This is a genomic window from Endozoicomonas sp. GU-1 (assembly GCF_027366395.1).
Classification (GTDB): Bacteria; Pseudomonadota; Gammaproteobacteria; order Pseudomonadales; family Endozoicomonadaceae; genus Endozoicomonas.
This window is the reverse complement of record NZ_CP114771.1, coordinates 1,205,134-1,229,479: the sequence shown is the minus strand read 5'-3', so window position 1 is coordinate 1,229,479 and position 24,346 is coordinate 1,205,134. Positions and strand designations below refer to the sequence as shown.

General features: G+C 47.6%; 22 protein-coding genes and 1 pseudogene. 9 read left to right on the top strand and 14 right to left on the bottom strand.

The window, feature by feature from the left end:
* The first annotated feature begins 474 nt into the window (after positions 1 to 474).
* Positions 475 to 3,102, top strand: a complete 2,628-nt coding sequence (locus tag O3276_RS05040) for an AAA family ATPase (RefSeq protein ID WP_269674654.1) — start codon at positions 475 to 477, stop codon at positions 3,100 to 3,102.
* A gap of 87 nt (positions 3,103 to 3,189) precedes the next feature.
* On the opposite strand, the gene O3276_RS05035 is transcribed toward O3276_RS05040, so the two are convergent.
* The 4 genes from O3276_RS05035 to galE form a co-directional block, all read right to left on the bottom strand.
* Positions 3,190 to 3,399 (bottom strand): phosphatidylserine decarboxylase, encoded by a 210-nt coding sequence (locus O3276_RS05035; protein ID WP_269674653.1) that lies wholly within the window; start codon positions 3,397 to 3,399, stop codon positions 3,190 to 3,192.
* A gap of 256 nt (positions 3,400 to 3,655) precedes the next feature.
* Entirely contained in the window at positions 3,656 to 4,807 is a 1,152-nt protein-coding gene (gene galK, locus O3276_RS05030) for a galactokinase (RefSeq protein ID WP_269674652.1), read from the bottom strand.
* Between the two features lie 56 nt (positions 4,808 to 4,863).
* Complete coding sequence (locus O3276_RS05025; protein WP_269674651.1) at positions 4,864 to 5,922, bottom strand: UDP-glucose--hexose-1-phosphate uridylyltransferase; 1,059 nt, start codon at positions 5,920 to 5,922, stop codon at positions 4,864 to 4,866.
* Positions 5,922 to 6,935 (bottom strand): UDP-glucose 4-epimerase GalE, encoded by a 1,014-nt coding sequence (galE, locus tag O3276_RS05020; protein ID WP_269674650.1) that lies wholly within the window; start codon positions 6,933 to 6,935, stop codon positions 5,922 to 5,924. Before galE ends, O3276_RS05025 begins: the two co-directional genes overlap by 1 nt.
* 173 nt (positions 6,936 to 7,108) lie before the next feature.
* On the opposite strand from galE, the gene O3276_RS05015 reads away from it, so the two are divergent.
* A complete protein-coding gene (locus O3276_RS05015; protein WP_269674649.1) occupies positions 7,109 to 8,056 on the top strand; it encodes a helix-turn-helix domain-containing protein in 948 nt (315 codons plus the stop codon).
* Between the two features lies 1 nt (position 8,057).
* Here O3276_RS05015 and O3276_RS05010 read toward each other — a convergent pair whose 3' ends face one another.
* Positions 8,058 to 8,399, bottom strand: coding sequence for a hypothetical protein (locus tag O3276_RS05010; RefSeq protein WP_269674648.1), 342 nt, complete (start codon positions 8,397 to 8,399; stop codon positions 8,058 to 8,060).
* Between the two features lie 250 nt (positions 8,400 to 8,649).
* Here O3276_RS05010 and O3276_RS05005 point away from each other — a divergent pair, with 250 nt between their 5' ends.
* From O3276_RS05005 to O3276_RS04995, 3 genes and pseudogenes are all read left to right on the top strand, one after another.
* Positions 8,650 to 9,306: a hypothetical protein gene (locus O3276_RS05005; protein ID WP_269674647.1), complete on the top strand. Its 657-nt coding sequence runs from the start codon at positions 8,650 to 8,652 to the stop codon at positions 9,304 to 9,306.
* Between the two features lie 415 nt (positions 9,307 to 9,721).
* Positions 9,722 to 10,965 (top strand): annotated as a pseudogene (locus tag O3276_RS05000) (lipoprotein-releasing ABC transporter permease subunit).
* Positions 10,958 to 11,656, top strand: coding sequence for an ABC transporter ATP-binding protein (locus O3276_RS04995; protein WP_269674646.1), 699 nt, complete (start codon positions 10,958 to 10,960; stop codon positions 11,654 to 11,656). Before O3276_RS05000 ends, O3276_RS04995 begins: the two are co-directional and overlap by 8 nt.
* A 35-nt stretch (positions 11,657 to 11,691) precedes the next feature.
* On the opposite strand, the gene O3276_RS04990 is transcribed toward O3276_RS04995, so the two are convergent.
* Complete coding sequence (locus O3276_RS04990) at positions 11,692 to 11,961, bottom strand: hypothetical protein (RefSeq protein ID WP_101748677.1); 270 nt, start codon at positions 11,959 to 11,961, stop codon at positions 11,692 to 11,694.
* Between the two features lie 179 nt (positions 11,962 to 12,140).
* Between O3276_RS04990 and O3276_RS04985 the strand changes: the two genes are divergently transcribed.
* Both O3276_RS04985 and O3276_RS04980 read left to right on the top strand, forming a co-directional pair.
* Positions 12,141 to 12,641, top strand: a complete 501-nt coding sequence (locus O3276_RS04985; protein ID WP_269674645.1) for a hypothetical protein — start codon at positions 12,141 to 12,143, stop codon at positions 12,639 to 12,641.
* Positions 12,642 to 12,716: 75 nt separating this feature from the next.
* The gene (locus O3276_RS04980; RefSeq protein WP_269674644.1) at positions 12,717 to 13,484 is read left to right on the top strand and encodes a hypothetical protein; all 768 of its coding nucleotides are present in this window, start codon (positions 12,717 to 12,719) and stop codon (positions 13,482 to 13,484) included.
* A gap of 165 nt (positions 13,485 to 13,649) precedes the next feature.
* Here the strand turns inward: O3276_RS04980 and O3276_RS04975 are convergent, their stop codons facing one another.
* Both O3276_RS04975 and O3276_RS04970 read right to left on the bottom strand, forming a co-directional pair.
* Positions 13,650 to 14,906: an L-lactate MFS transporter gene (locus O3276_RS04975; protein WP_269674643.1), complete on the bottom strand. Its 1,257-nt coding sequence runs from the start codon at positions 14,904 to 14,906 to the stop codon at positions 13,650 to 13,652.
* A 690-nt stretch (positions 14,907 to 15,596) separates the two neighbouring features.
* Complete coding sequence (locus tag O3276_RS04970; RefSeq protein ID WP_269674642.1) at positions 15,597 to 16,457, bottom strand: PA4780 family RIO1-like protein kinase; 861 nt, start codon at positions 16,455 to 16,457, stop codon at positions 15,597 to 15,599.
* Positions 16,458 to 16,662: 205 nt separating this feature from the next.
* Between O3276_RS04970 and O3276_RS04965 the strand changes: the two genes are divergently transcribed.
* Both O3276_RS04965 and O3276_RS25640 read left to right on the top strand, forming a co-directional pair.
* Positions 16,663 to 16,905 carry a DUF5062 family protein gene (locus tag O3276_RS04965; protein WP_269674641.1) on the top strand — a complete coding sequence of 81 codons (243 nt, stop codon included), beginning with the start codon at positions 16,663 to 16,665 and terminating at the stop codon, positions 16,903 to 16,905.
* Positions 16,906 to 17,002: 97 nt separating this feature from the next.
* On the top strand, positions 17,003 to 17,131 hold the full coding sequence (locus O3276_RS25640; protein WP_442876590.1) for a tautomerase family protein: 129 nt from the start codon (positions 17,003 to 17,005) through the stop codon (positions 17,129 to 17,131).
* On the opposite strand, the gene O3276_RS04960 is transcribed toward O3276_RS25640, so the two are convergent.
* The 6 genes from O3276_RS04960 to O3276_RS04935 all read right to left on the bottom strand — a co-directional run bounded on the left by O3276_RS04960 (position 17,083) and on the right by O3276_RS04935 (position 24,313).
* Positions 17,083 to 17,346 (bottom strand): DUF6482 family protein, encoded by a 264-nt coding sequence (locus O3276_RS04960; protein ID WP_269674640.1) that lies wholly within the window; start codon positions 17,344 to 17,346, stop codon positions 17,083 to 17,085. The two genes, O3276_RS25640 and O3276_RS04960, sit on opposite strands and share 49 nt — an antisense overlap.
* 42 nt (positions 17,347 to 17,388) lie before the next feature.
* A complete protein-coding gene (locus O3276_RS04955; RefSeq protein ID WP_269674639.1) occupies positions 17,389 to 17,934 on the bottom strand; it encodes a hypothetical protein in 546 nt (181 codons plus the stop codon).
* Between the two features lie 215 nt (positions 17,935 to 18,149).
* Complete coding sequence (locus tag O3276_RS04950; RefSeq protein ID WP_269674638.1) at positions 18,150 to 18,803, bottom strand: SDR family NAD(P)-dependent oxidoreductase; 654 nt, start codon at positions 18,801 to 18,803, stop codon at positions 18,150 to 18,152.
* A complete protein-coding gene (locus O3276_RS04945) occupies positions 18,800 to 19,492 on the bottom strand; it encodes a queuosine precursor transporter (protein WP_269674637.1) in 693 nt (230 codons plus the stop codon). The genes O3276_RS04950 and O3276_RS04945 overlap by 4 nt, the downstream gene beginning before the upstream one ends.
* Positions 19,493 to 19,629: 137 nt before the next feature.
* Positions 19,630 to 21,615, bottom strand: a complete 1,986-nt coding sequence (locus O3276_RS04940; RefSeq protein WP_269674636.1) for a hypothetical protein — start codon at positions 21,613 to 21,615, stop codon at positions 19,630 to 19,632.
* Between the two features lie 379 nt (positions 21,616 to 21,994).
* Positions 21,995 to 24,313 (bottom strand): hypothetical protein, encoded by a 2,319-nt coding sequence (locus O3276_RS04935; protein WP_269674635.1) that lies wholly within the window; start codon positions 24,311 to 24,313, stop codon positions 21,995 to 21,997.
* Positions 24,314 to 24,346: the final 33 nt, after the last annotated feature.

Below are 24,346 nucleotides of genomic sequence, written 5' to 3'. Positions count from 1 at the left end.
TTTTGAAATCGAATATTTCTGACACCTTGTGCCGACACTCCCGGCAACTGCTCCTGCGTTGCTCTAGCTCCTGAATCCATGCAGTCGTGCTTCGTTACAACTCCGGTCACATAGCTACGGCTATGCTCCCACCGTTGTGCCTCGCATAGTACCAGCCCAAGTAGCCAGAAATATTCGATTCCATATGGCCAGCTACTTAATGAGTTATCGGATATTGAAATTAAAACACTGTCTTTTGATTTTAAAAAAAATATGAATTCATGCAACTTTCTCCAGCTTTATCTTCTCCAAGCATTGTTGTTTTGGCCCAACAAAAAATGCAAGGTAATAAAATGTCTTATAGCAATATCATGACAACTCCTCCCGCGCCCAGCTTATATACTGGTGTGCCGTCGTCTGCTCCCGAAACGGGGCAGGGGCAGGGTTCCTGGGGGGGGGAATAGAGTATCTGATCACAAGGCTGACATACCTCATTTGTCAGGGCATCAGGAAGGGCGAGCTCCATCATTTGATGGCTCTCCCCCTTTTGGTGGTCGTGTTGTTGATCAGGTTAACCCTGAGGCTATGTTCAGGTTGAAGGATCACAACAATGAGCTAAGGAAGCAGAAAAATGAACTGCGCATGGCACTTCGTGACACCGGGGAAAAACTAAAAGCCAGTGAACAACGAAGTCATCAACTGGCAAAAAGAGCTGATATTTCTCCTGACAGATATACTGAATTATTAGCGACGGAGCGAAGATCCTCAAGATGGGAGAATTCGAGCCAGCGCATGACTGATTGTACCGAGCGACTCCTGGACTCTCACCAAATGGCCGGTCAAACAATCGAGATGCTACTGGCGAAAAATGAATCATTAACTGAGTTACAGGGGCAGATGAGTGACACTCTTAATAGTGTCAATCATGAGCTCAAAGGGGAGAGAGAGCAATCAGAGCAGGCTCAATTGAAATGGAGCGAGGCAGAGCAAGAAGTAGCCCGACTAAACACTGAGTTGCAATCTGCGCATGCGGATAAACAATCTCTGGAAGGTCAGCTCAATCGCGCGTTAGACCATGCAAGCAATGCTGAAGGCAAGATGTATGCAGAGGCTGAGAAGTTTCTTCAGCTGAAAACCAAAATGTCAGAGCTGGTGACAGAAAATTCAGGGCTGTCAGCGACTATTGAGAATATGGATCGTCGCGTGGCTTTTTTGAACAAAGAGATTCAGCGGGATGGGCAGGCGCTGTCTGCAACAAACCTGGAGAAGAGCCAGTTAAAAGAAGAGTTGGACTCATATCGGAAAAATGAGACCCGGTTGCAAAATGAACTACATAACACGAAAACCAGTCTGGAGGTTGCCAATGACCAACTGACCCGCTCGGAGAATTTATTAAGTGATACACAAAATGAACTTTCGGAAATAAAGAAAGAGGCACTTTCCCTGGAGCAACAGCTGACCAGGGTTCAGGCGGATAAAAATCACGTATCGGAACGCGCCAGGCAACTGCAGACCACGCTAAAGGAGAAACTGGAGTCAATAGAAAACCTCCAGACTGAACGTGCCCGAATGGGAAAAGAAGTTGACTCTTTACGGGAGGAGGTGGATCAAAGTAAGGGACGGATCGCTCAGCTGGAGCAAGAACTGAAAGCAAGTGAAAAAAATATTAAAGGTTTAGAGCAACGAATCGAACAACAGGTGTCAGAACTTGGCGCTATGCATCGCATGGGAACGGAGTTTAATACTACAAAAACCCTTAATACAGAGTTACAGCAGAAAAATCAGAAACTAACGGGTGAATTGGCAACAGCTCATCAGCAGGCCAGGGATAACCGGGCCCTGTACGATGCAACTTTACTTGAAAAGGGTAAAACGGATCAGGCTCTGATGAAGGAGCAGAAATCTCATAAAACAGATATTGAAAATTTTCAAAAAACGATCCAGAGTCAACAGGAATCAATTCAGACTCATTTGTCATCAATTTCGGCGCGTGAGAAAGAGATTCGTGATCTGAACACTCAGGTACGTGGCCTTGGTGCCGAATTGGCTACCGCTAAAGCTGAAGGTAATAAGGAAGAAATTCAAAGACTACGCCACGATGTTGCCGTAAAAGAACAAAAAATTGCGATACTTCAGGAACAGCAAAGGGTCTCCCAGACACAGATAGATACGCTGCGTGAACAGGTCGATCAGCTTCAACAAAAACTGGCTGAATCTGAGCTGGAGTGTAAGAAGGGGGCGGCAACCACCAATGGTTATATTTCTTTAATGAATAAAGCAGAAGTTGAGATCCAGGAGCTACGAGAGCAACTGGAGGGAATCGACAGTATTAAAAAAAGCATTCTTGAACTGAAAGGTGGTGTACAAATGACTGGTAAGCGTATGGATGACTTCAGTGTTCGTTTACAAAGTTGTGAGGGAAAAATACAGGAATTTATCAGCAAAATAGAATCAATTATTAATATCCCGAACCTTGGACCAATGGTGAATGATATAAAGAGTGAATTGCAAGGTCTGGGTAAAGAGTTCTCGACGATAAGAACGGAGCAGGGGCAGAACGAAAATAGACTTGCTTGTCTGGAATCAAGAACAGAGCTGCTGGAAAGTACCAGCAAAACAAGTGTCACCATTAAAAGAGAAGAGAGGTTTATTGAGTCAGGCTCTTCTTCATTGGTGATGAGTACACCAGGCTTTGATGACGTGTCCCAGCGTGAGATCCAGAGAGGGCTTGCTGCCGACCTGGGGGTTGAGGGTGCCGCTGGCAGTATCAGCCAGAGTCGCCTGAACCAGGCAGGTGTGGATTCAGCGTACACGTCATTGCAATTACAGAGTCAATCAACAGCTGATGGAACAATGGTTCAATCAAGGCCGACCCACCTGCAGGATGGCTCTGGTTTGATAGGCGGCCTGACATCGATTGGACGTTATGGGGACGGCTTTTCATCCTCGGAGGATAACTACTTGCGTGATCTTTCCCCTGACATTCAGGAATTATTAAGTGAGAGTTTTGACTCTGAAACTCGTTCGGAAAGTATTTACTATAGTACGAGTACTAGAAGGGATATGGACACCATGGAATCGTTAACAATGCCTCTCAACGGAGATAGCAGCGACGAAGCGTGACACTTATCATCTGGCTGAGGATACCTCTGAAGCGATTCAGAGGTATTTTTATGTGCATGGAATGAATACCTCTGTGAAAAAATTGTATCAATCCGGAACGCTGCCAATGGCAGTCCCCATTTTTATTTTGTTGTCTGGCTGGTGGTGTTCAAGCCAGCCCACTTCGGTATTGGCAAAAAGAACGATAACTGTTGATCCCAATTTGAATCGCCCCATTTCATCACCACGCTCCAGATGGACAGGCCTGTTTATATAGTTCTGATAGTTATCAGGATTCTCATGAAGCGCTTCACTCAAATCGATATTGTTTCTGGCAGTGAATTCGCTGATTAACTGATTTTTAAGCCACGGCCACTTTTTTCAGCAAGGGAGTGAGCCAGATAATTGATCAATTGGTGAGGCAGTAGCCTTTGCAGGTAGGGGGGAACGCTGTGAGGAGTTTCTGACCTCAATATAACTTCAGGACAGGGACCCCTTGAGGGATCCCATTGATTAGCGGTTAAGTAGCTGGCCATATGGAGTCAGAAATATATGATTTCATATGGTTAGCTACTTACGCTTCACCAGCCCCCCGGGAGGCACGGCAAACGTAGATATCAGCCACAAGGCCATTGGAGCAGGTCGGGTAGTGTTCAGCAACTGCCTGTTTGACCGCATCCACTTTTTCCGCCGGAATCAGTGCAACGACGCAACCGCCAAAGCCGCCACCGGTCATTCTGACACCGCCTTCACTGCCAATCACCGCTTTGACAATATCAACAATACCGTCGATGGGCGGTACGGTAATCGCAAAGTCGTCCCGCATGGAGAGATGGGATTCAGCCATTAATCTGCCCATGGCTTCCAGGTCACCCCTGCCCAGTGCTTCGGCAGCGGCCAGGGTGCGATCATTTTCAGTCACCACATGGCGGGCCCGCCGGTAGGTCAGTTCATCCAGTTCGCCCTGGCTGGCTTCCAGCTGGTCCAGGGTGATATCCCGCAGGGCTTTGACGCCAAAGTGCTGTGCTGCTGCTTCGCATTGTGCACGACGGGTGTTGTATTCACTGTCTACCAGGCCACGTTTGACATTGGAGTTGATAATCACCACCGCCGCATTTTCAGGGATGGGCACCAGTCGGGTATCCAGGGACCGGCAGTCCAGCAGCATGGCATGGTCTTCCTTACCGCAGGCGGAAATCATCTGGTCCATAATGCCGCACTTGCAGCCAACAAACTCGTTCTCTGCCTGCTGGCCAATCAATGCCAGCTCTTTCAGACTGACATCCAGTCCGGCCATTCGGGTCAGGGTCAGTCCGGTAACCACTTCCAGACAAGCGGATGAACTGAGGCCGGCACCCTGGGGAACATTGCCAATAATGGCAATATTGACACCCTTGAGACTCATTTCCTTTTCCAGCAGTACGGTGGCGACACCACGGACGTAATTGCTCCAGAAGGCTTCTTCACTGTGCGGAACCGGCAGGGACAGTTCAAACTCGGTGACCTGCCCGTCGTAACTGTGCGCCGTGGCCATGACTTTCTGGTCATCCCTGGGAGAAGCCGCAATCATTGCCTGGTAGTCAATGGCACAGGGCAATACATAACCATCGTTGTAGTCGGTGTGCTCACCAATCAGATTGACCCGGCCAGGTGCCTGAAAATAGTGGGTTGGCTGATGACCGAAGGTTTTCTCGAACAGTGCAGTCAGGGTTTGTTTCTGGTTCATCTTACTTTCCATAACTCGGAGCAATCTTAAAGGCTTTTTGCGGGCTCAGCGCTTCTTTACAGAGAGCTGCTTTCCAAATAATGCACATCGGACAGTTCGCGCAGACGGGCGGCAGCCTGTTCTGCGGTCAGGTCACGCTGGGTTTCTGCCAGCATTTCAAAACCCACCATAAACTTGCGAACGGTGGCTGATCTCAGCAGTGGTGGATAGAAATGGGCGTGCAGTTGCCAGTGACTATCATCGGCATTGACCTCCCCCTGATGGCAGGGTGCACCATGCCAGCCCATAGAGTAGGGGAATGACGTCTGGAACAGATTGTCGTACCTTGTCGTCAGTGTTTTCAGGATGTCGGCCAGGGCATCACGTTCCACTTCGGTCAGATCCGGCATGCGCAGCACCTGTCGCTTGGGCAGCAGGAGCATTTCAAACGGCCAGGCTGCCCAGTAAGGAACCACGGCAATCCAGTGATCGTTTTCAACGACGGTACGTTCACCGGACTCAGATTCCCGCAGGGCGTATTCAACCAGCATATTGGTGCCTTTTTCCTGCAGCCATTGACGTTGGTTGTCGTCTTCTTTGCGCGCTTCGTTGGGCAGAAAGCTGCTGGCCCAGATCTGCCCATGGGGGTGGGGATTGGAACAGCCCATCACGGCCCCTTTATTTTCAAACAGCTGTACCCAGGGGTAACTCTGTCCCAGTTCGATAACCTGTTCTGCCCAGGTATCAACTACCTTGCGGATTTCCTGTTCGGTCAACTGTGGCAGGGTTTTACTGTGATCCGGTGAAAAACAGATCACCCGTGCTTCCCCCCTGGCAGAGCTGCTCTGGAACAGGTCTGACCCGCTGGTGGCATCTGGGGTATCCGTCAGCAGTGCCGGGAAGTCATTGGGGAAAATGTAGGGATCGGTGTAGTCCGGGTTATGGTCACCGGTAATACGGTCATTTCCCGGACAGAGAAAGCACTCCGGATCATGCACGGGGCGAAAGTCCGGTGCTGTTTTTTCCACCTGCCCCTGCCATGGGCGTTTGGCACGATGGGGAGATACCAGTACCCAGTCGCCAATCAGCGGGTTGAATCGACGGTGTGGGTGATCAACAGGATTAAATGGTGTCATTAGTTAAATCCGTTCGGGTTTTCTGACTGCCAGCGCCAGGTATCGATGGTCATATCGTCAACGGTGCGGGTGGCTTTCCAGCCCAGCTTTTGTTCTGCACAGGCAGGGTCGGCGTAACACTGGGCGATATCCCCGGGTCGGCGTGGCTGGATTTGGTGAGGCAGTTGTTTGCCACAGGCTTTTTCAAAGGCGTGCAGCATATCCAGAACACTGCTGCCTTTGCCGGTACCCAGGTTGTAGGTGTGGACACCCTGATCGGTCCAATGGGTACGCAATGCCGCCAGATGGCCAAGGGCCAGATCAACCACATGGATATAGTCACGCACACCGGTACCATCGTGGGTCGCGTAGTCGTTGCCAAAGACGTTGAGCTGCTCCAGCTTGCCAACGGCCACCTGGGCAATATACGGCATCAGGTTGTTGGGTATACCACTGGGGTCTTCACCGATAAGGCCGGATTCGTGGGCACCCACCGGATTGAAGTAGCGTAGAATACTGAAATTCCAGCGATCATCGGAAGCCGCTGTATCACGGAGGATCTCCTCCACCATGAACTTGCTGCGTCCATAGGGATTGGTAACCTGGCCAACCGGGAAGTCTTCCCTGATCGGCACTTCATGGGGGTCGCCATACACGGTGGCAGAAGAGCTGAAGACCAGGTGTCGTACGTCAAACTCATCCATGACTTCCAGAAGTTTAATCGTTCCGTTGACGTTGTTGTCAAAATAAGCCAAGGGTATCCGGGTAGACTCACCAACGGCTTTTAGCCCGGCAAAATGAATCACTGCTTCAATGGTGTGTCTGGTGAATACGGTGCGCAGGGCCTCTTTATCGCGTATATCCACAGGATAAAAAGCGGGCTGCTTACCCGTCAGACTTGCCACCCGGTGTAGCGCGGTCTCATGGCTGTTGCACAGGTTATCTACGACGACCACGTCATAACCGGCATTCAATAATTCCAGGCAGGTGTGGCTACCGATGTAGCCAGCCCCGCCGGTGATCAGGATACTCATTGTTTACCTCGTTCAGGCAGCTTGTCTGCCTGGTAAATAATCGATTGTGGTCATTTTACGAACAGGCCGCAGGATATTTCTTTTACGGTTTTTTTTTGGTTTTTCCCGAAAACAAAGATTTGTGCCACGGCAATGAGTATCATTGTGGGGCTTTTTGATAAGGGTCAATATTTGTGGACAGTCAGCAGCTATTGTCGGTCAGGAAATGTCGTGGAACCGGTCGCAGAACCGAAGGTGTGGTCCCCATGCCCGGCTCGATTTCCGATATTCAGGGGGATATCTTTTATATCGAAAACCGGGCCCCTTATATTATGGACAGTGGCCATGTTCATGGCCATGTTGAGCTGAACTATCTGCTGGGTTGCTCGGCCACTTATATTGTCAATGGCAGGGAGCAGCGCATTCCTGAAAACCGGCTGGCCATCTTCTGGGCCAACATGCCCCATCGACTGGTGGGCCTGGTGGAAAAAAATCCGGGGAAAGGCACCCTTTATAACCTCTATATCCCGTTACCGGAATTTCTTCAGTGGCCATTGATGGGGCAACTTCGTCAGGAGGTGATGACCGGGGCTATTGCCCTGGCAAAGCCGGACCATGACTACCTGGTTATGAGATTGAGTCGCTGGCATGAGGATTTTCGCAGCGATCACCCGGAATTAAAGGAGATTATTCTGGGTGAGCTGTCACTGCTGTTAAAGCGCATCAGTTTTCAGGGGTGGGATCACCCGGAAAGTGTCTCCGCCGAAGACCATCTGGAGCAGGCACCGGCTGCCGGTCATCCGGGCAGTGGTCGTTTAAAAGGTGCTCACCATGTTTCTACCATGATTCACTTTATCGGGGAAAACCTGCATCGGCCTATTTCAACCGCCGACGTGGCGGCTCATCTTGGCCTGCACAAGAATTATACGACCAACCTGTTTACCAGTGTGATGGGGGTCTCTATCAAGCAATATCTGCAGTTCCAGCGCCTGCAGAAAGCACAGTTGCTGCTGATGGACAGCAAGCGGCCCATTGCCGATATTGGCTATGCCTGTGGTTTCAGTTCTCTCAGCCGCTTTTATGAAGCTTTTCAACGTTATTTTGGTATGCCGCCAGGGCAATTCAGAAAACAGCTTTTATAACTCAGGGCGTGTTATCAACCACTGACCTCAATACCCGTTTGCCTTCAAAGTACACCGTCAATTTTTGGTCTGGATAATACCAGCGGGTGATGGCGGGTTCACCAATGGTTTCCGTCTGGCCGGCGTTGCCCAGCACCTCCCTGACTTCATCCATGGATTGACCATGTTTCGGTAAAGCCAGAGATTGACGCAACTGCCGGGACTGACTGCCCACGGGAGTCACAGTGATACCGTCGGAATACGGAGTCTGGTCGGGAGCAAGCTCATTGGCAGTGACCTGGATAATAGACGACGAACAAATAATTGCTATAGTCACGGAAAGAGTACCAACAAGTGTTTTCATAATAATTGCGTCCTGCTTGACTCGAAAAGAAGGCTGAAGCGTTAATCAGGCATCACGCAAAGAGATTACTCCTGCCAGTGGTTCATTGAAAGTGCGTTCTAATTATTTTCCCAGCAACAATAGCTCTGGTTCTTAGGGTAGATTAAGCATCTATCCGCCCTGATACCGTTAATGATAAAACCAGCATAAGCGATAACATACACAACAATGCCCATTGACTGAACAACATAATACGTAATATGGATTTGAGATGGACAGCATCAACTCACTGGCTGAATTGAAAAAAATATTTCAAGATTACCTGTCACACACAGGTCCCACCATGGATCTCACGTTGTGCGAACTGGGTTTAACCCGTGATAACAAAGTGGTTCAGCTGACAGATTATCCGGGTCAGCAAGAAATACTCAAGGGCAATCTCGATAATGTATTAGACGAAATGGCACCGGCATTACTCAGTGATCGAAAAATTACTCTGCAAACAGCCTGTCAGAAGTTAGAACTACAAGATATAGTCGAAGCAAAAGAACCGAAACCAGACCCACAATCCGTAGCAAACCGTGAACATACAAGAATTCAGCAGCTCCTGAATGAGCTGAAAATCACTTACAAAAAAGAAAATGAACATTTAGCTGAAATGACAGAGACCTTTCCAGACAAATATTCAGATGGACAGGAGTGTTATTATACATTTACATCCAAAGATAAATTGGATAAATACGGCCCGTGCAGATTTATCAATACCTTTACGCCAGAAGCCTGGTTTTTTAAACTCAATTTCAAGTCGGATAAAGTGCCCGGGCATTTTTTTTCATGTCCAATGTTGTTGCCTTGCAGTATGAGAACTGTTTCAGAGACAACGGATGGCCACTTCAACTGCCGGAAACCATTCATCGATGTGATATAAACAACGAGCAATCTGATGCCTTGATCCTGAAATACACGGGCCAACATAACTCATCAGCATTTATGGACGATTTTCTTCATAACACGGTAAACGGCAAGAGTACCCGGAGAATTGCTGACGCTTTTGGGCTGGAAATTTATCAGCTGGACGTGCGTGAAGGTCGCATGGATCGTAGAGAATCCGCACGGCGGGACAATCCGAATCTGCCCAGGAAGCTATTTACCGTCGTTGCTCATGTAAGACCGAAAAGCTAATATTTCTTGTCGAACAGGGGTGGAGGAAACAGTCGCAAAGCGCAGGAAAATTCGACGGGAATTATACCGCTTTATGGCATAATGCCAGCTTACAAACTTGTGAAACAAGTGGCCAATCCGCCCCTGACACGCCGATGGCGCAAGGAATACTGGCAGAATAAATGTTTAGACCATTACCTTTTTTTATCGGTTTGCGCTACACCCGCGCAAAGCGACGGAATCATTTTATCTCCTTCATCTCCGGAACATCCATGGTGGGGCTGACGCTGGGTGTTTCGGTACTGATTATTGTGCTGTCAGTGATGAATGGCTTTGATCGGGAGCTAAAGCAGCGAGTGCTGGGTATGGTTCCCCATGCCACCATCACGGCGGCCGGTGGTGGTATTGAAGACTGGCAGGCGCTGGTCAATACCATTGCGGACAAAGAAGGCATCGAAGCGGCTGCACCGTTTGTCGATGCCCAGGGTATGCTGGCCAATGGTGATCTGGTGCGGGGAACGCTGGTTTACGGTATTGATCCCGGCTACGAAAGAAGGGTCTCTATTATTGCCGATCACATGAAACAGGGCGCACTGGAAGACTTGCAGCCCGGAGAGTTTGGTATTCTGCTGGGTGATATTCTGGCCAATTATCTGGGGTTGTCCGTTGGCGACAAAGTGACCATGGTTCTGCCTGAAGCCAGTGTCAACCTGGCGGGTGTTTTGCCTCGCCTGAAACGATTCACTGTCGTTGGTACTTTCTCAGTAGGTGCCGATGTGGATGGCAACCTGGCCTACGCCCATCGTGAAGATCTGGCCCGTTTTCTGCGGGTGCCTGAAGGGGTAACAGGTATACGACTGAAAATGGATGATCTGTTTGCCGCACCGAAACTGGCCTGGGATGTAGCGATGACCTTACCCGGTCGCTACTACGTTCAGGACTGGACCCGTAGCCATGGCCGTCTGTTCAGGCGATTCAGATGGAAAAGACCATGGTCGGCCTGCTTCTCACCCTGATTGTTGCCGTTGCCGCCTTTAATATTGTCTCCACGCTGGTCATGGTGGTGACCGATAAGCAGGGGGATATCGCCATCCTCCGCACATTTGGTGCGACCCCGAAAATGATTATGGGGATTTTTATGGTTCAGGGATCCCTGATTGGTGTTATCGGAACGCTGCTGGGGGTTGCCCTGGGCATTGTCGGTGCGCTGAATGTTTCCGAAATTGTGGGTGCCCTGGAAAAATTATTGGGCATTCACTTTCTGAGCCCCGACGTTTACTTTATCAGCTACCTGCCATCGGAGTTAATGTGGCAGGATGTTGCGGTGATCAGTGTCTCCGGTCTGTTGATGAGTTTCCTGGCAACCCTGTATCCGGCATGGCGAGCCTCCAGAACCCAGCCTGCGGAGGCGCTTCGTTATGAATAATCCCGAAAACCGTGCAGTTCTGGAGTGCCGCAGGCTAACCAAAGTATTTGCTGAAGGGCCTGAAAAACTCGAGGTGCTCAGAGGCATAGACCTGTTAGTATCACCCGCTGAACGAGTAGCGATTGTCGGTACTTCCGGTTCAGGAAAAACAACGCTGCTTCAGCTGTTGGCCGGGTTGGATCACTCTTCCAGCGGTGAGGTAATACTCTGTGGCCATCAGCTGATGAAGGTATCTGAACAACAACAGGGCCAATTGAGGAACCGTCACCTGGGGTTTGTTTACCAGTTCCATCATTTGCTGCCAGAATTTACTGCCCTGGAAAATGTCGCCATGCCCTTACTGCTGCGCAAAGAGGTATCCGTGGGGCAGGCAAGCATGAGAGCGGAAGAAATGCTGGGCATGGTGGGGCTGTCGAAACGGGCCGGCCATAAGCCGGCGGAACTTTCCGGTGGTGAGCGGCAGAGGGTGGCTATTGCCCGGGCACTGGTCGGCAGTCCGGACCTGGTTCTGATGGACGAGCCAACGGGCAATCTGGATCCCCATACCGCCAGCAAGATTCATGAGTTGATGAAATCCCTCAGTGAACAGTTGACCACCAGTTTTATTGTCGTGACCCATGATATGGTATTTGCCCGGCAGATGGACCGGGCATTGCGCCTGGAAGATGGGCATCTTGTCCCTGTAGTATAAAAAAAAGCCCTCTTCTGAGGGCTTTTTTGGATCAACTATTGATTATCACCGCCTTTTTTCTCTTCATGGATGACATAAACTTCAAAGGCGCTGCTGTTATCTTCGGGTCCGTCATAACCGTCACCCCCTTTGAATCGGCTCTCTGGCCAGACAAAGTCAGTGGAACTGAAGGTCGGGCCTGAATGGTCAGCAATGTAGTAGGCATTATCGCCTCCAGTGACCCTTCTCTCGTTGGCGATGGCTGATGCGGCACTGATGGCTAATCCGGCAATAAGAGTTATGGTGGTAGCCGTTCTGATGATCATGGTTCGTCCCTGTGATGTTGTTTACAGCTTTACTTTTATCGTCCATGGCCTGCTATGAATTAGTCCGAATATTTTATCCGTTGTGAATACTGAGTCTTTATGTCTGACACGGGAATTTTTCGGGCAAGAATTTGTCAAATGGATTCTCGGGGGAGATATAAGCAAGAGGAGACAGTAGCATGCTGACTGCACCCACTACCCAAAATATCCACCGGTCCATGACGGACCCGAAAGCCTGCGTCGATGTTGGCCATGACTACGGGAGTCTGGTGGGCTGCGGTTTTGGTATTTACAAGGGGATCCAGGTAACGGGTTGCAGTGGTACACAATATGTTGGCTACGCCATGCAGTGCATCAATAAAGGTTGCCTCGCTATGTCCAGCGCAAAGGGTGTAGACGCTTGTTGTACGTTGACGGTTAAAGCTTGTGGCTGTTACTGCATTACCGGAGCAATGGCAATGGCCGGAGGCCTGGCAGGAGGTCTGGTGGATATCTTTACGCGAACCGTGAGCAGCTATCAACCTGTACTGGCAAAAAAGATGACCATATTGCGGCCAATATGCTTTCTAATCGTACTGGTGCAAAAGACCAGAAGACACCGGTCCCGGTTACCGACGCTGAGGTTATCGATACCCAACCCTTGTTTCACAATAACAATTTGTCCATGGCTCAGGGCATAGCTGCTCCTACTCTTTACCCACCGCCGTATGAACCCATGCACGATGCACCCCCCGGTTATCACGAAGCCATAAATAATGAATATACCCTCTAACGCAACCACGGATCTTCACCCCAGGCAGTCAGCAAACAGTCGTCAGAACGACAGCAGTAACACCTTATTTGCCGGTAAGAAAACGGGCCATGCAAAGACTGTTAAGATTTATATTAAGGAATCGTTTATACAGACAGATCAGTCATTAATTAATCCCGCTATTACCAATAAAACAATAATGCACAGCTTTGAAATTGGAGGGAGGGCTTATAAAGCAATTTGTGGTGAGGTCGCTGATGAATACATAAGGTCGCTTTTTCAAGACCAGGATGATGGCATTTCTTTTGTTGTCAAAGACCAGAATGACAGGGAGTATGAATATCACCCTCCAGTCGACTGGGGGAAACGATTTATCAAGTGGATTTCACAAGGGGAAAGCTACTGTACGACTTCCGAAGACAGTAAGGATCAGCGATCATCCTGTCATCAGTTTGAACATTTTTTACACTGCGGAGTCAACAGGTTCTCTATTAACAAAGTGATGTTCTGTTATAACGACACTGTAGTCAATGATATAAAAACAGTTAAGTCATTTAGCTATCTGAATCTGTCAGATACCTATACGCAAGAGTGGATCCATTCCATGACCTACATAGGTTCCGGTTTCTGCATCGGAAAATTTGGCGTAGGAGGCCCCATTGCCATCCAGACTGTTGAAAACTCGTTATTACATTGGAGCAACAAGGACTGTGAAAGCCCCAGGCCAATTACGCTGCGGACTGGTTTATTGTATGCAGCTTTCTGGTCGTAAAGTTGCGGGTGCTGGTTGCTCATTATTGGCCATGTTCTGCTGGCAAGTGGCAAAAACAAAGCCCGGAACATGCCGGGCTTTTAATCGAGAAGTGTGGTCAAGCGTCTCTATCTGGACTTCAGGTGTTGTTGATCAGAACATCCATCAAGAGCTTTATTAAAACACTCAAGCGGCCTGGGCAGCTTGCACTCCCACAATATCAGCCGATTTTTTCGGTGGTTTGACCATAAGACCAATGGCAGCCGCGGCAAAACTTACTCCGGCACAGATCATAAAGGTGCTCTCATAACCGCCCGTGGTGTCCAGCAGATAGCCTGCCAGTTTCGGACCGGCCATGCCCGCAACACCCCACGCGCTGAACAGGATAGCGTAGTTAAAGCCCAGGTTCCGGGTACCGAAGAAGTCTGCCGTTGCAGACGGGAATACTGCCAGCATTGCACCATAGCCGAAGGTGATAACCAATGAACCCATCAGGATCATGCTAAAGGTATCAAAACCACCGAACATCAACAGCACGGCACCTTGCAACATGTAGAGAATGCTCATGGTACGGGCGCAACCGATTCTGTCAGAGATTAAGCCAGCACCCGGGCGGCCCAAAGCATTGGCGACAGAGAACGCCTGAACCAGCAGGGTAATGTTAAATGTATCGGTCAGTTGCAGCTTGGCAATGTTACCAATATGACCAATCATCATCAGGCCGGTCATGGAACCTGCCAGGAACATCAGCCACAACATGGCAAACTGTGGCGTCCTGATCATCTGCTTCCAGTTGTACTCACCGGTTTGTGGGCCATCAGCAACAACCGGGGGCTCTTTGGCCTTTTTATCCGCAGTCGCCATGCTTGTTGTGGTTTCCGGAACGCTCATGAACTGGGCACCAGTAACGATCACACTACCGAAGAACACCGCCAGTATATTAAAGCTGGCAAACAGGCCATATTCTGCGATCAGGTATTTGGCCAGCGGCGCCGCATACAGCGGTGCCAAACCAAAGCCGGTGACAACCAGACCGACAATTAATCCTTTTTGCTCAGGCTTGAACCATTTCACCGCTGCCGGAGCTGTTGCCGAATAACCCAGACCGATGCCTGCACCATTGAGAACACCAAAACCCAGGATCACGCCGGTTTCGGTGGGCATGGCACTGCACAGGAACATACCTGCCGCAGTGCACAGACCTGCGATGGTAATCACTACGCGCGGCCCCAGGCGATCCTGCAGCTTACCACCTACCAGCATGACCAGCGCAAACGCGGCAATGGCCGCTGCGTAGGGTGTGGATGCCTGAGAAGCGGTCCAGCCCTGAGTGTTGATAAAATTCTCGGAGAAGATACTCCACGTATAAAGACTGCCGAACATTAAGTTAATCGCCAGGCCAGCCGTCACTACGACCCAGCCACGATTCGTACCAGTTGCCATTGATGCCTCACTTAAAGCCAAGTTTATAATTTCTGTCACTAACCGAATGCTTTATTTGTTTTCCAAATATCAATGTCAAAATAAAACAGCTTGCACCACTGTTAAATAAAGAAATGAAAAACAAATAACAGCAATAAACAAACGATTTTCCACGGCAAGGAAAAAAAAAAGTAAGTAGCACAGGGCATTGCTGTTCGTTAATCCTTGCAAAGGATTTTGTCTGCCTGTTTTTCAGATGGTGATACCATCTGTCACTATTTTTCAAAACAATATGAAGGTGTTTTTTCAATTGTTTCCTGTTATCAATATTTCCTGCATATGTTCTCTACCATGGTTTTCAAAATAGACCTGTAAGAAAAATAACCATTACTGAGATAAAAGTTCTGATTCTGATTGTATTTATTAAATCAACTGGAAAGATTGACAGAGGTCAAATAATAATCAATTAAAAACAATGTTATCTTTGTCGTAATTACAGGGGGTTATGTTTTTAAAAATGATATTATTTGTATCATTGTTGATATTTCCTTGAAACCTGTTTTCAAAGGGCTAATCAGATATTCAGTAACATCATCAACATGCCGCCAGTTAAATGAAGCAACTAATCGATTGTCACTGCAACAACCAGGCCTGAGCGTTGTTTTGATCGGGCCAGCCCTACCTGACCAGTAGGGCTGGCTTCCGTCTCAGTCAGGCATCAGGATTATCAGACTCTCGCAGACGTTCCTGCCGTTTCTGTTCCTCAGCCAGAACCGCTTTTATTTCGGCCAGCACTGAGTCCACATCGGCGGTTTGCTCCGCTTCGGTGAACAGGCCGGTCAGTTCGGTTTCCGGGGTCAGTTCGCCATCTTCATAAAGTGCCCACATCTCTTTGGCATATTGGCTGTTCAACAGGTCCGGTGCAAACTGTCCATAGTACTCCGTGATGTTGTTGATATCCCTGGCCAGCATCGAGCGGGCATGATTGTTGGCCGAGGCATCCACGGCCTGGGGCAGGTCAATAATCACCGGGCCGTAGTCATCCACCAGAACATTGAATTCCGACAGATCGCCATGAACCAGGCCGGCGCAGAGCATCAGCATGACATAATGCATCATGGTGGCGTGGTCTTCACGGGCCTGTTCGGCGGACATGGTCACTTCACCCAGGCGCGGGGCAACCTGGCCTTCATCATCCGTCACCAGTTCCATCAACAGTACGCCATCCAGGCAGATATATGGCTGTGGGACTCTTACGCCCGCTCTGGCCAGGCGGAACAGGGCGTCAACCTCGGCACTCTGCCAGGTCTTTTCCTGCTGTTTCCGGCCATATCTGGAGCCTTTCTCGATGGCTCGCTGCCTGCGACTGTTGCGCTCTTTGCGACCTTCCTGATACTGGACGGCCTTTTTAAAGCTGCGTTTTGCCGCTTCCTTATAAACCTTGGCGCAGCGGATATCATTGCCACAGCGCACCACATAGACATCGGCTTCTTTACCACTCATTAGCTGGCGGAGTACTTCATCCACCAGTCCTTCATCAACCAGGGGTTGGATTCGTTTCGGGGTTCTCATAAGGCACTTTTACCTTATTTGAACCCGCTAGGGAATAGCGCTTTTGGTAATAACCGTTGGGAATAGCGCATGACAGGCTGATGCGTTTGGGAATTGCAGTATAAGCCGTGCGCCGAAATCGTGTTGTTGGTCAGTCTCCTGATTTGCCATTAATGGTTTATAAAAGCTAATGTGCTAATACATCACTGGATTGAATGAGGCACCAATGAAGAAACTGAAGAATGAAAAAGAGCTGGTAAAGAAGGCCATTGAATATGGCATGAAGTATGGTGAGAAGCGGGGGGTTGTGGAATTTGAGGCGACCGATTCTGCCAGTGAGAAAATCGAATATATATACCGGCTGCTGGTCCATGATAACCTGATCCAGCCTCTGCCAGAGGATCAGGTATCCCAGGTGACCATGAAGCACAAACTGGCAATCTGGGCATCTAAACAGAAGTTGGGCTGATCACGGCCTTGTGCCATTTGCAGGGAGGTTTTGCGTGCCACACTGTATTATCGAATACTCGCGGCCACTGGAAGCAATTGTCAGTCCAGAGGCCCTGATGGAAAGTGTGCATCAGGGAGCTGTCAGCTCCGGGCTGTTTGACGTGTCGACCATCAAGGTCCGGGCGCTGCCTTACGATCATCTTGACGATTTGGCCGGGTTTTCAGGATGGATCATTTCATCATAGGTTTCGGAATAAACCAGCTGCAAGTGATGAGCAATATCATCCCCAAGGATCTCTTTTGCCTCACTAATGCTATGGAAAATAGTGGGGGTGGCATCGTGATTACTCAGCAGGTGCTTACCGTCCACCCGGCATAAATAGATATCTCCTTCCTGACTCAGCAGCTCCACAGGCAGAGGGTTTTCTTTGAAGGCTTTTTTCAGTTCTTTAAGGGTCATTGATCTTCTCCTTATTTGCCCGCTGATGAAGAACACGACGATTTATCGTAGGGATCTTCCTGGAAAAAGTTGTCCCGAAAAAGGGTTTTTAAGTCCACAGGCCACACCGGCAGCTCTTGCGGGTGCATAATTTGATACGGTTTCGTTCATTCTTTCCCATTCTATTGGGGTTTTGATATTGACCATAACTACCGCGCCACCTTGCTGAATATGGTCATGACAGGGCTGCAGACGACCATTATCACTCGAGGCTCCGATCATCCCGCCGAGCCAGGCAGGGACGCCAAGGGCGATCAGGCAGGCGAAGACGGTGCCAATACCGCCGGCAGGATGACCTTCCCAAAGGTTGTAGGTAAAGAATCCAACCGTCGCTGCCAGAATGACACCAACCTTGAATTCTATAGCACCACTATGAATGGTGTCGTTTTTTTTCAGCAGGTTGAGATGGTGAAAGTGGTAGTTTGTGTCACATAAATGATCCTGGTGAGCGATACGAATACGGTTGTGATCAATGCCAGCCCTTTCCAGTTGTTCGGAAAGTTCGCTGGCAGTTTTGAGGCCGGGTAGTAGAAAAAGGTGCTTTTTCATGGTTGCAATTCCTTTGCAGTGAAATACTGAAACACGCTTCGTTGCTGTTGTTTTTTGGGAGCGCTAGCGAACTCAATCTTTTTCAGTCTTCAAGAGTGGAGTCCTTATATCGTGTAAATCAGGATAAACTTTACCCATGACATTATTGTGAATATCGCCAGCAGCCAATTCCTTTCGAGTTCTGACCCGGGGCACTCAACTATCTCTGGTATCGATCACCAGACAAAGTTAGCCTTCGCCATCTCGCCGTTATCCACCAGAATATCCTGTGCGGTCATACTGCGATTGATGATCGCCATAAAGTAAACCCACTGTGCTATTTCTTCAGAACTGGCCCATTTTGGCAGTAGCGTTTCGTTCATGATGGCCTGCCATTTTTCCGGATCGTCCATGACCGGTCTGTTCAGTTCGGTAAGCACGCCTCCCGGGGAAATACTGTTGCAGGTGGCACCGTATTGAGCAACCTGCAGCGCAGTCCATTTAGTGTAGGCGACAACACCGCCTTTGGAGGCAACATACTCTGGAAATTCAGCACCGGAATGAGCACTGGCGGAGGCAACATTGACAATGGCTTGAATCGCCGGCTGCAGGCCGTACAGCCTGGTACAGTTCATCACCCCGCCTAAATTGATGGCGATGTCCTGTGTGGTGTTTTGCACCCCGGCGTTGTTGATCAGATGTGTTACGCCCTTAATGTCTGGGAGCGATTCCGGGTTGGCCACATCGGCTGAAAAATGGTGATAACGGTCGTTAACCAGTTCGCCGGGATTAACATCGATACCCACCACGGTGATGCGCTCATCTTGCAGAAAACGCTGACAAACCGCCAGGCCAATACCGGCACTGGCTCCGGTAATAATGACTTTCATGTACGTTCCCATATTTCCCTGACCTTGATTTTTCTGCACAGATACACGGCAGGAGTATCACACAGGCTGGTCACCACAAAGATACCATAGCTGGTGATGATGATACTGAGCAGGTCCGGCACCGGGAACACCCCGTAAAACGCTCCGAAAGTAAACAGAACCGCATTCAGGAACTGGGAAATCATGGTGGACACATTGTTGCGCAGCCACAGATAATTCTCGGTAAGCCCGGTCCAGTGCCAGATTTTGTGGTAAAGCCACACATCAAAGCGCTGTGTAATGGCATAAACCAGCAGGCCGGTAATCATCAGGCGAGGCGTGTTGCTGAAGATGGCCTGAATATGCGGCATGGCAAAATCCAGGGAATTGGGCATGAAATACAGCCAGCTCTGGGAAATGGCAATAAACAGTGCCGAGGTAAAGAAGCCGACATTGACTGCGTAGTCAGACCATTTTTTACCACCCACCTCACTGAGGATATCGGTCACCAGGAAGGTGGAGGCAAACATGATATTCCCCAGGGTCATCTCCATGCCGAAGGCATTGATCTGCACCAGTACTTCAATATTAGCGGCCACGATGGCCAGCACGGTGTAACAGAGGAGCCCCATTTTGCCGAACAGGCGGTAAGTTAAAATGACCATGCCGTAAAATAACAACAGCTGGCCAATCAATAGTATTTCGTTCAAGTGTACCCTCAGATATCAATTGCTTGTTATGTTGCTACGAGTGCCGATTAACGGATGTTTGAGAGCAATTTTCAATACCAACATATACCGAATTATTGGTGTCACCGGCCATCAGGCTGTTGCCTTATGGCGTGCTCTTATTTTTTATGTCTTGATATTCTATGGTGCGCTAAGTCTGTATCGGCTGCCAGCCAGCCAGATTCCTTCAGCTTTTCCGCTCTTGCATGCATCTCAACCATTTGGTCTTTAAATGCGTAATCCATCAGATCATCGGGTAGTTTGATGTTGTGTTTTTTCAGGCTACTGATAAAACTGAAAGATCGAAGAGCACAACCTGTTGAGCCGACATACAATAATTTGTCGTATAATTCTGAATGCTTTTTCCGTGAGGTAATGCGTTTCAGCATTTGATAGATTGTACTTGTAGGAGCCTGATGGTAAATCTCTTTTTTGTTAAAGCCGTAATGATAGACATAGTACAACATCCAGTCTGCCTTCTGTGGTACGGAGTTAAACGTGATTCCTTCTATTGGACTTATGTTAACAATCAGGTTTGCATTCTTTAGCCTGCTATCGAAATTTTTGAAATTAAACTGATATCTGGTAAGTCTATTGAGAAACCAGGCGTGAAACTCCCTGGGTAAGGCTGGTATAACATTTTTTTTGCCAACGGCAGGATAGGGAGTAACCGTATTTGCCCAGGTGCCGCCAAACTTATCGACACATAAATCAGCCAGTTTTCGTAATGTCAATATATTCCAGCGGGTGATTCCTTCAATGGCAGGGAGGGGGAGGGGGGGAGTCCCTTCTTTAATGCTAATCAAGGCACTTTCCAGTACTCGGGAGCCCTGGTTTTTAACCAGCTTATTTTGCAAATACTCATGCAGATAGCGTAAATAGGTATCTTGTGATTCCGCAGGATTCAGTACTCGCATGACTTTAATGAGTTCCCAGTCTGAAAATGGTCGTTCCGGTTTGGCGACTCTATGCAGATGCCTGATATGGGCAGGAAGCCATTTTTTGTAAGGTAAAAAATATCTTTTGCATGGTTCGGGAAATGGAAATACATGCTTGATAAAGCGGCGGGTCATATTGGTAACATGGTTTGATGATTCGATGGTTGATTTACCTAAAAAGTCAATCAAATATTGATAGTAGTCCTCTGATTTTGGATTAATGATGGCTAAATCTTCAAGGTAAAGAACTTTTACATCAAGGTTCATTTTCCAGGCCAGAACTTGTATCAGACTGGTTGACCATGCTTTTCTGTGTGTTGATTTTACAGTGTTAAATGACGGGATCTTTACATTATTTCTTACCAGTCTTTGCCTGGTGATCTCAGTATCCTGTTGTTTACTTACGAACTCTGCAAGATAAAAATAGGCAGGTATGGCTGAATAGTCTGTGGTATCCCTGTTAACGGGCACTGCCTGTATATCGGCGGCCGGTAGTGCCTTAACGGCAGTTTGTGAATGATAGGGCGTTATTTTTACATTTATCTTCTTATAATCTTTACCGGTTGTTGATAGATATTGGTCAGCTATAGTGCTGATATATTGCTGCCACTGGCTGCCTGGCCAATATTCATGCTGACATGGATCAGCAATGTAAATATCGGAAGCAGCCAGATAAGATGGCTGATGATAGCTCCCGTCAGCACAATGCAGATCACTATGCATATAATGGTGTTTAGCTTCATACCATTGGCTTTGCGTCTGTACACTATCACCTGAAAGACTTGGGCATACCATCAAACATACATGGGTGGTGGTTCCATCATTACCTTTCTTTGGTCCGGTTCTTACACAAAGAAAGCTGATAACCATTTTGAACAGGCTGATGGTCGGGTTTTCCAGGCAGCAGGAAGCCATTAAATGGGTCATCTCATCACATTGGGCCACTTTGTAGGTTTTGACTAACTCTGCTATTTGCATGGCATATTTGGTCTGCTGTTGTGTCAAGTCATTAATAGGGGAAAGTTCTTGTATCAAGTGATGAATCTTCGGTACCAGTAAATACTTATAAATGTTTTCAAGACAGATGAAATTACCGTGAATGGGTAATCTTTTATGCTCTGGCATTTGAGCGGATTTATCAGAGGTTATGACATACTCAATATCCATTTTACCAATGTCATCCAGTACTTTACTCAGTATTGTGGGGATTGAATGACTTTCAGCGCTCTGCTTTGCATCAATCTGCAGTTTACTTTTCTGAGAGTTTTGGTAAACAGGCTGGCCTTTTGCCATGGCAACCTGATATTCCGGTAGTTTCTTTTGAACGCTTTTCTGTTTAACACGCCCCTGATGATTAATCCGGGTGGTGTCCAGTCTGATCTTTTTCGAGGGATTGTTGTTATCCTGTTGCTGTTTTCTTTTATTTTGACGGTTTTTCTGGGGCTTTTGATCATCCATAAGCCGTGTGTGGTGATGGGTAGCAGTGGATACCAGCATATTATGATTTAACCTGTTAATGGCAGTGGTGTTGTGATCTCTCAAGGCATTAGAAAACTTTTTTATGTTTTATTTTTTTATGGTGTGACAGGTCTGTATCCGCTGCCAGCCAGCCAGATTCCTTCAGTTTTTTCGCTCTTGCATGCATCTCAGTCACCTGCTCTTTGACTGTGTAATCCATTAAATCATCGGGTATTTTAAAGTTGTGTTCTTTCAGGCTCCTGATAGCAGTGAGCGATTGAAGACTAAAACCTGTTGAGCAGACATACAATAATTTATCGTATAATTCTGAATGCTTTTTCCGGGAGGTAATGCGTTTCAACATTTGATAGATTGTTCTGGTCGATGCCTGATTGTAAATCTCTTTTTTGTCAAAGCCGTAATGGTAGATATAGTACAGCATCCAGTCTGCCTTCTGTGGTACGGGGTTAAATGTGATACCTTCTATTGGACTGATGTTAACAATCTGGTTTGCACGCTTTAGCCTGCCATCAAAATTACTGAAATTAAACTGATATCTGGTAAGTCTATGGAGAAACCAGGTGGCAAACTCCCTGGGTGAGGTTGGTATAATTTCTTTTTTGTCAACGGAAGTACCGGGAGTAACCATTTTTATTGAGATGCCGCCAAACTTTTCGACACATAAATCAGCCAGTTTTCGTAATGTAAATATATTCCAGCGGGTGAGTCCGTTAATGGCCGGGAGGGGGATGTTAGCCTTTTTAATGGTGCTGAAGGCATTTTGCAGTATTCGAGGCCCCTGGTTTTTAACCAGCCTACTTTGCAAATACTCATGTAGATAGCGTAAATAGGTATCTTGTGATTCCACAGGATTCAGTACTCTCAATATTTTAATGAATTCCCAGTCCGGCAATGGTCGTTCAGGTTTGGCTACTTTGAGCAGATGCCTGATATGGCCTGGCAGCCACTTTTCTGATGGTAAAAAATATCGACTGCATGGTTCAGGAAATGGAAAACCCTGGCTGTTAAAGCTGTCGGTCATATTGGCAACATGATTTGATGATTCGACTGTTGATTTAGCTAACAAGTCAATCATATATTGATAGTAGTCCTCTGATTTTGGATTAATGATGGCTAAATCCTGACAGTACAGAACTTTACTATCAAGTTTCATTTTCCAGGCCATAACTCGTATTAAACGTATTGACCATGCTTTCCTGTATGCTGATTTTACGGTGTTGAATGAAGGGATCTTTACTTTATTTTTTATCAGTTTTTGCCTGGTGATCTCAGTAGCCTGTTGTTTATTTACGAACTCTGCAAGATAAAAATAGGCCGGTATGGCTGAATAGTCTGTGGTATCCCTGTTAACTGGTACTGCCTGTATATCTACGGCCGGTAGAACCTTAACGGCAGTTTCCGAATGATAGGGGGTTATTTGTACCTTTATTTTCTTAAAATCTTTACCCGTTGGTGATAGATATTGATCGGCAATATTGCTGATAAATTGTTGCCACTGGTTTCCTGGCCAATATGCATGCTGACACGGATCAGCAATGTAAATATCGGAAGCAGCCATATAGGGTGGCTGATGATAGCTCCCGTCTGCACAATGCAGATCACTACGAATAGCTCGGTGTTTAGCTTCATACCATTGGCTTTGTGTCTGCACACTTTCACCAGAAAGACGTGGGCATACCATCAAACATACATGAGTGGTGGTTCCTTCGACAACTCCTTTTTTTGCTCCGTTTCTGACAAAAAAAAAGCTGATAACCATTTTGAACAGGCTGATGGACGGGTTTTTCAGGCAGCAGGAAGCCATTAAATGGGTCAACTCATCACATTGGGCTACTTTGTAGGTTTTGACTAGTTCTGCTATGTGCATGGCATATTTGGTCTGCTGTTGTTGCAAATCAGTAACATGAGCAAGTTCTCGTATCAAGTGATGAATCTTTGGTACCAGTAAATACTTATAAATTGTTTCAACACAGGTGAAATTGCCGTGAATAGATAACCTTTTATGCTCTGGCATTTGAGCGGATTTATCAGAGCTTATGGCATACTCAATATCCATTTTACGAATATCTTCCAGTACTTTACTCAGTATTGTGGGAATTGAATGACTTTCAGTGCTCTGATTTTTGTCAATCCGTAGTTTACTTTTTTGAGAGTTTTGGTGAACAGGCTGACGTTTTGCCATAGTAACCTGGTATTCTGGTAGTTTCTTTTGAACTCTCGTCTGTTTAACACGCCCCTGATGATTCATTCGGGTAGTGTCCAGCCTGACCTTTTTCGGGGGATTGTTGTTATCCTGTTGCTGATTCCTTTTATTTTGACGGTTTTTTGGGGGCTTTTGATAATTCATAAGCCGTGTGTTTTGATGGGTAGCAGTGGATACAAGCATATTATGATTTAACCTGTTACTGACAGCGGTTGT

What these genes read in the sequence shown, in the direction of transcription:
- O3276_RS04965 (WP_269674641.1), top strand. Translation starts at nt 16,663, where the DNA reads ATGAAGAAACTGAAGAATGAAAAAGAGCTGGTAAAGAAGGCCATTGAA.
- galK (WP_269674652.1), bottom strand. Translation starts at nt 4,807, where the DNA reads ATGAACCAGAAACAAACCCTGACTGCACTGTTCGAGAAAACCTTCGGT.
- O3276_RS04980 (WP_269674644.1), top strand. Translation starts at nt 12,717, where the DNA reads ATGAATATACCCTCTAACGCAACCACGGATCTTCACCCCAGGCAGTCA.
- O3276_RS04935 (WP_269674635.1), bottom strand. Translation starts at nt 24,313, where the DNA reads ATGCTTGTATCCACTGCTACCCATCAAAACACACGGCTTATGAATTAT.
- O3276_RS05005 (WP_269674647.1), top strand. Translation starts at nt 8,650, where the DNA reads ATGGACAGCATCAACTCACTGGCTGAATTGAAAAAAATATTTCAAGAT.
- O3276_RS04940 (WP_269674636.1), bottom strand. Translation starts at nt 21,615, where the DNA reads ATGGATATTGAGTATGTCATAACCTCTGATAAATCCGCTCAAATGCCA.
- O3276_RS04990 (WP_101748677.1), bottom strand. Translation starts at nt 11,961, where the DNA reads ATGATCATCAGAACGGCTACCACCATAACTCTTATTGCCGGATTAGCC.
- galE (WP_269674650.1), bottom strand. Translation starts at nt 6,935, where the DNA reads ATGAGTATCCTGATCACCGGCGGGGCTGGCTACATCGGTAGCCACACC.
- O3276_RS04970 (WP_269674642.1), bottom strand. Translation starts at nt 16,457, where the DNA reads ATGAGAACCCCGAAACGAATCCAACCCCTGGTTGATGAAGGACTGGTG.
- O3276_RS04985 (WP_269674645.1), top strand. Translation starts at nt 12,141, where the DNA reads ATGCTGACTGCACCCACTACCCAAAATATCCACCGGTCCATGACGGAC.
- O3276_RS04960 (WP_269674640.1), bottom strand. Translation starts at nt 17,346, where the DNA reads ATGACCCTTAAAGAACTGAAAAAAGCCTTCAAAGAAAACCCTCTGCCT.
- O3276_RS04975 (WP_269674643.1), bottom strand. Translation starts at nt 14,906, where the DNA reads ATGGCAACTGGTACGAATCGTGGCTGGGTCGTAGTGACGGCTGGCCTG.
- O3276_RS04955 (WP_269674639.1), bottom strand. Translation starts at nt 17,934, where the DNA reads ATGAAAAAGCACCTTTTTCTACTACCCGGCCTCAAAACTGCCAGCGAA.
- O3276_RS25640 (WP_442876590.1), top strand. Translation starts at nt 17,003, where the DNA reads ATGGAAAGTGTGCATCAGGGAGCTGTCAGCTCCGGGCTGTTTGACGTG.
- O3276_RS05025 (WP_269674651.1), bottom strand. Translation starts at nt 5,922, where the DNA reads ATGACACCATTTAATCCTGTTGATCACCCACACCGTCGATTCAACCCG.
- O3276_RS04995 (WP_269674646.1), top strand. Translation starts at nt 10,958, where the DNA reads ATGAATAATCCCGAAAACCGTGCAGTTCTGGAGTGCCGCAGGCTAACC.
- O3276_RS05010 (WP_269674648.1), bottom strand. Translation starts at nt 8,399, where the DNA reads ATGAAAACACTTGTTGGTACTCTTTCCGTGACTATAGCAATTATTTGT.
- O3276_RS04950 (WP_269674638.1), bottom strand. Translation starts at nt 18,803, where the DNA reads ATGAAAGTCATTATTACCGGAGCCAGTGCCGGTATTGGCCTGGCGGTT.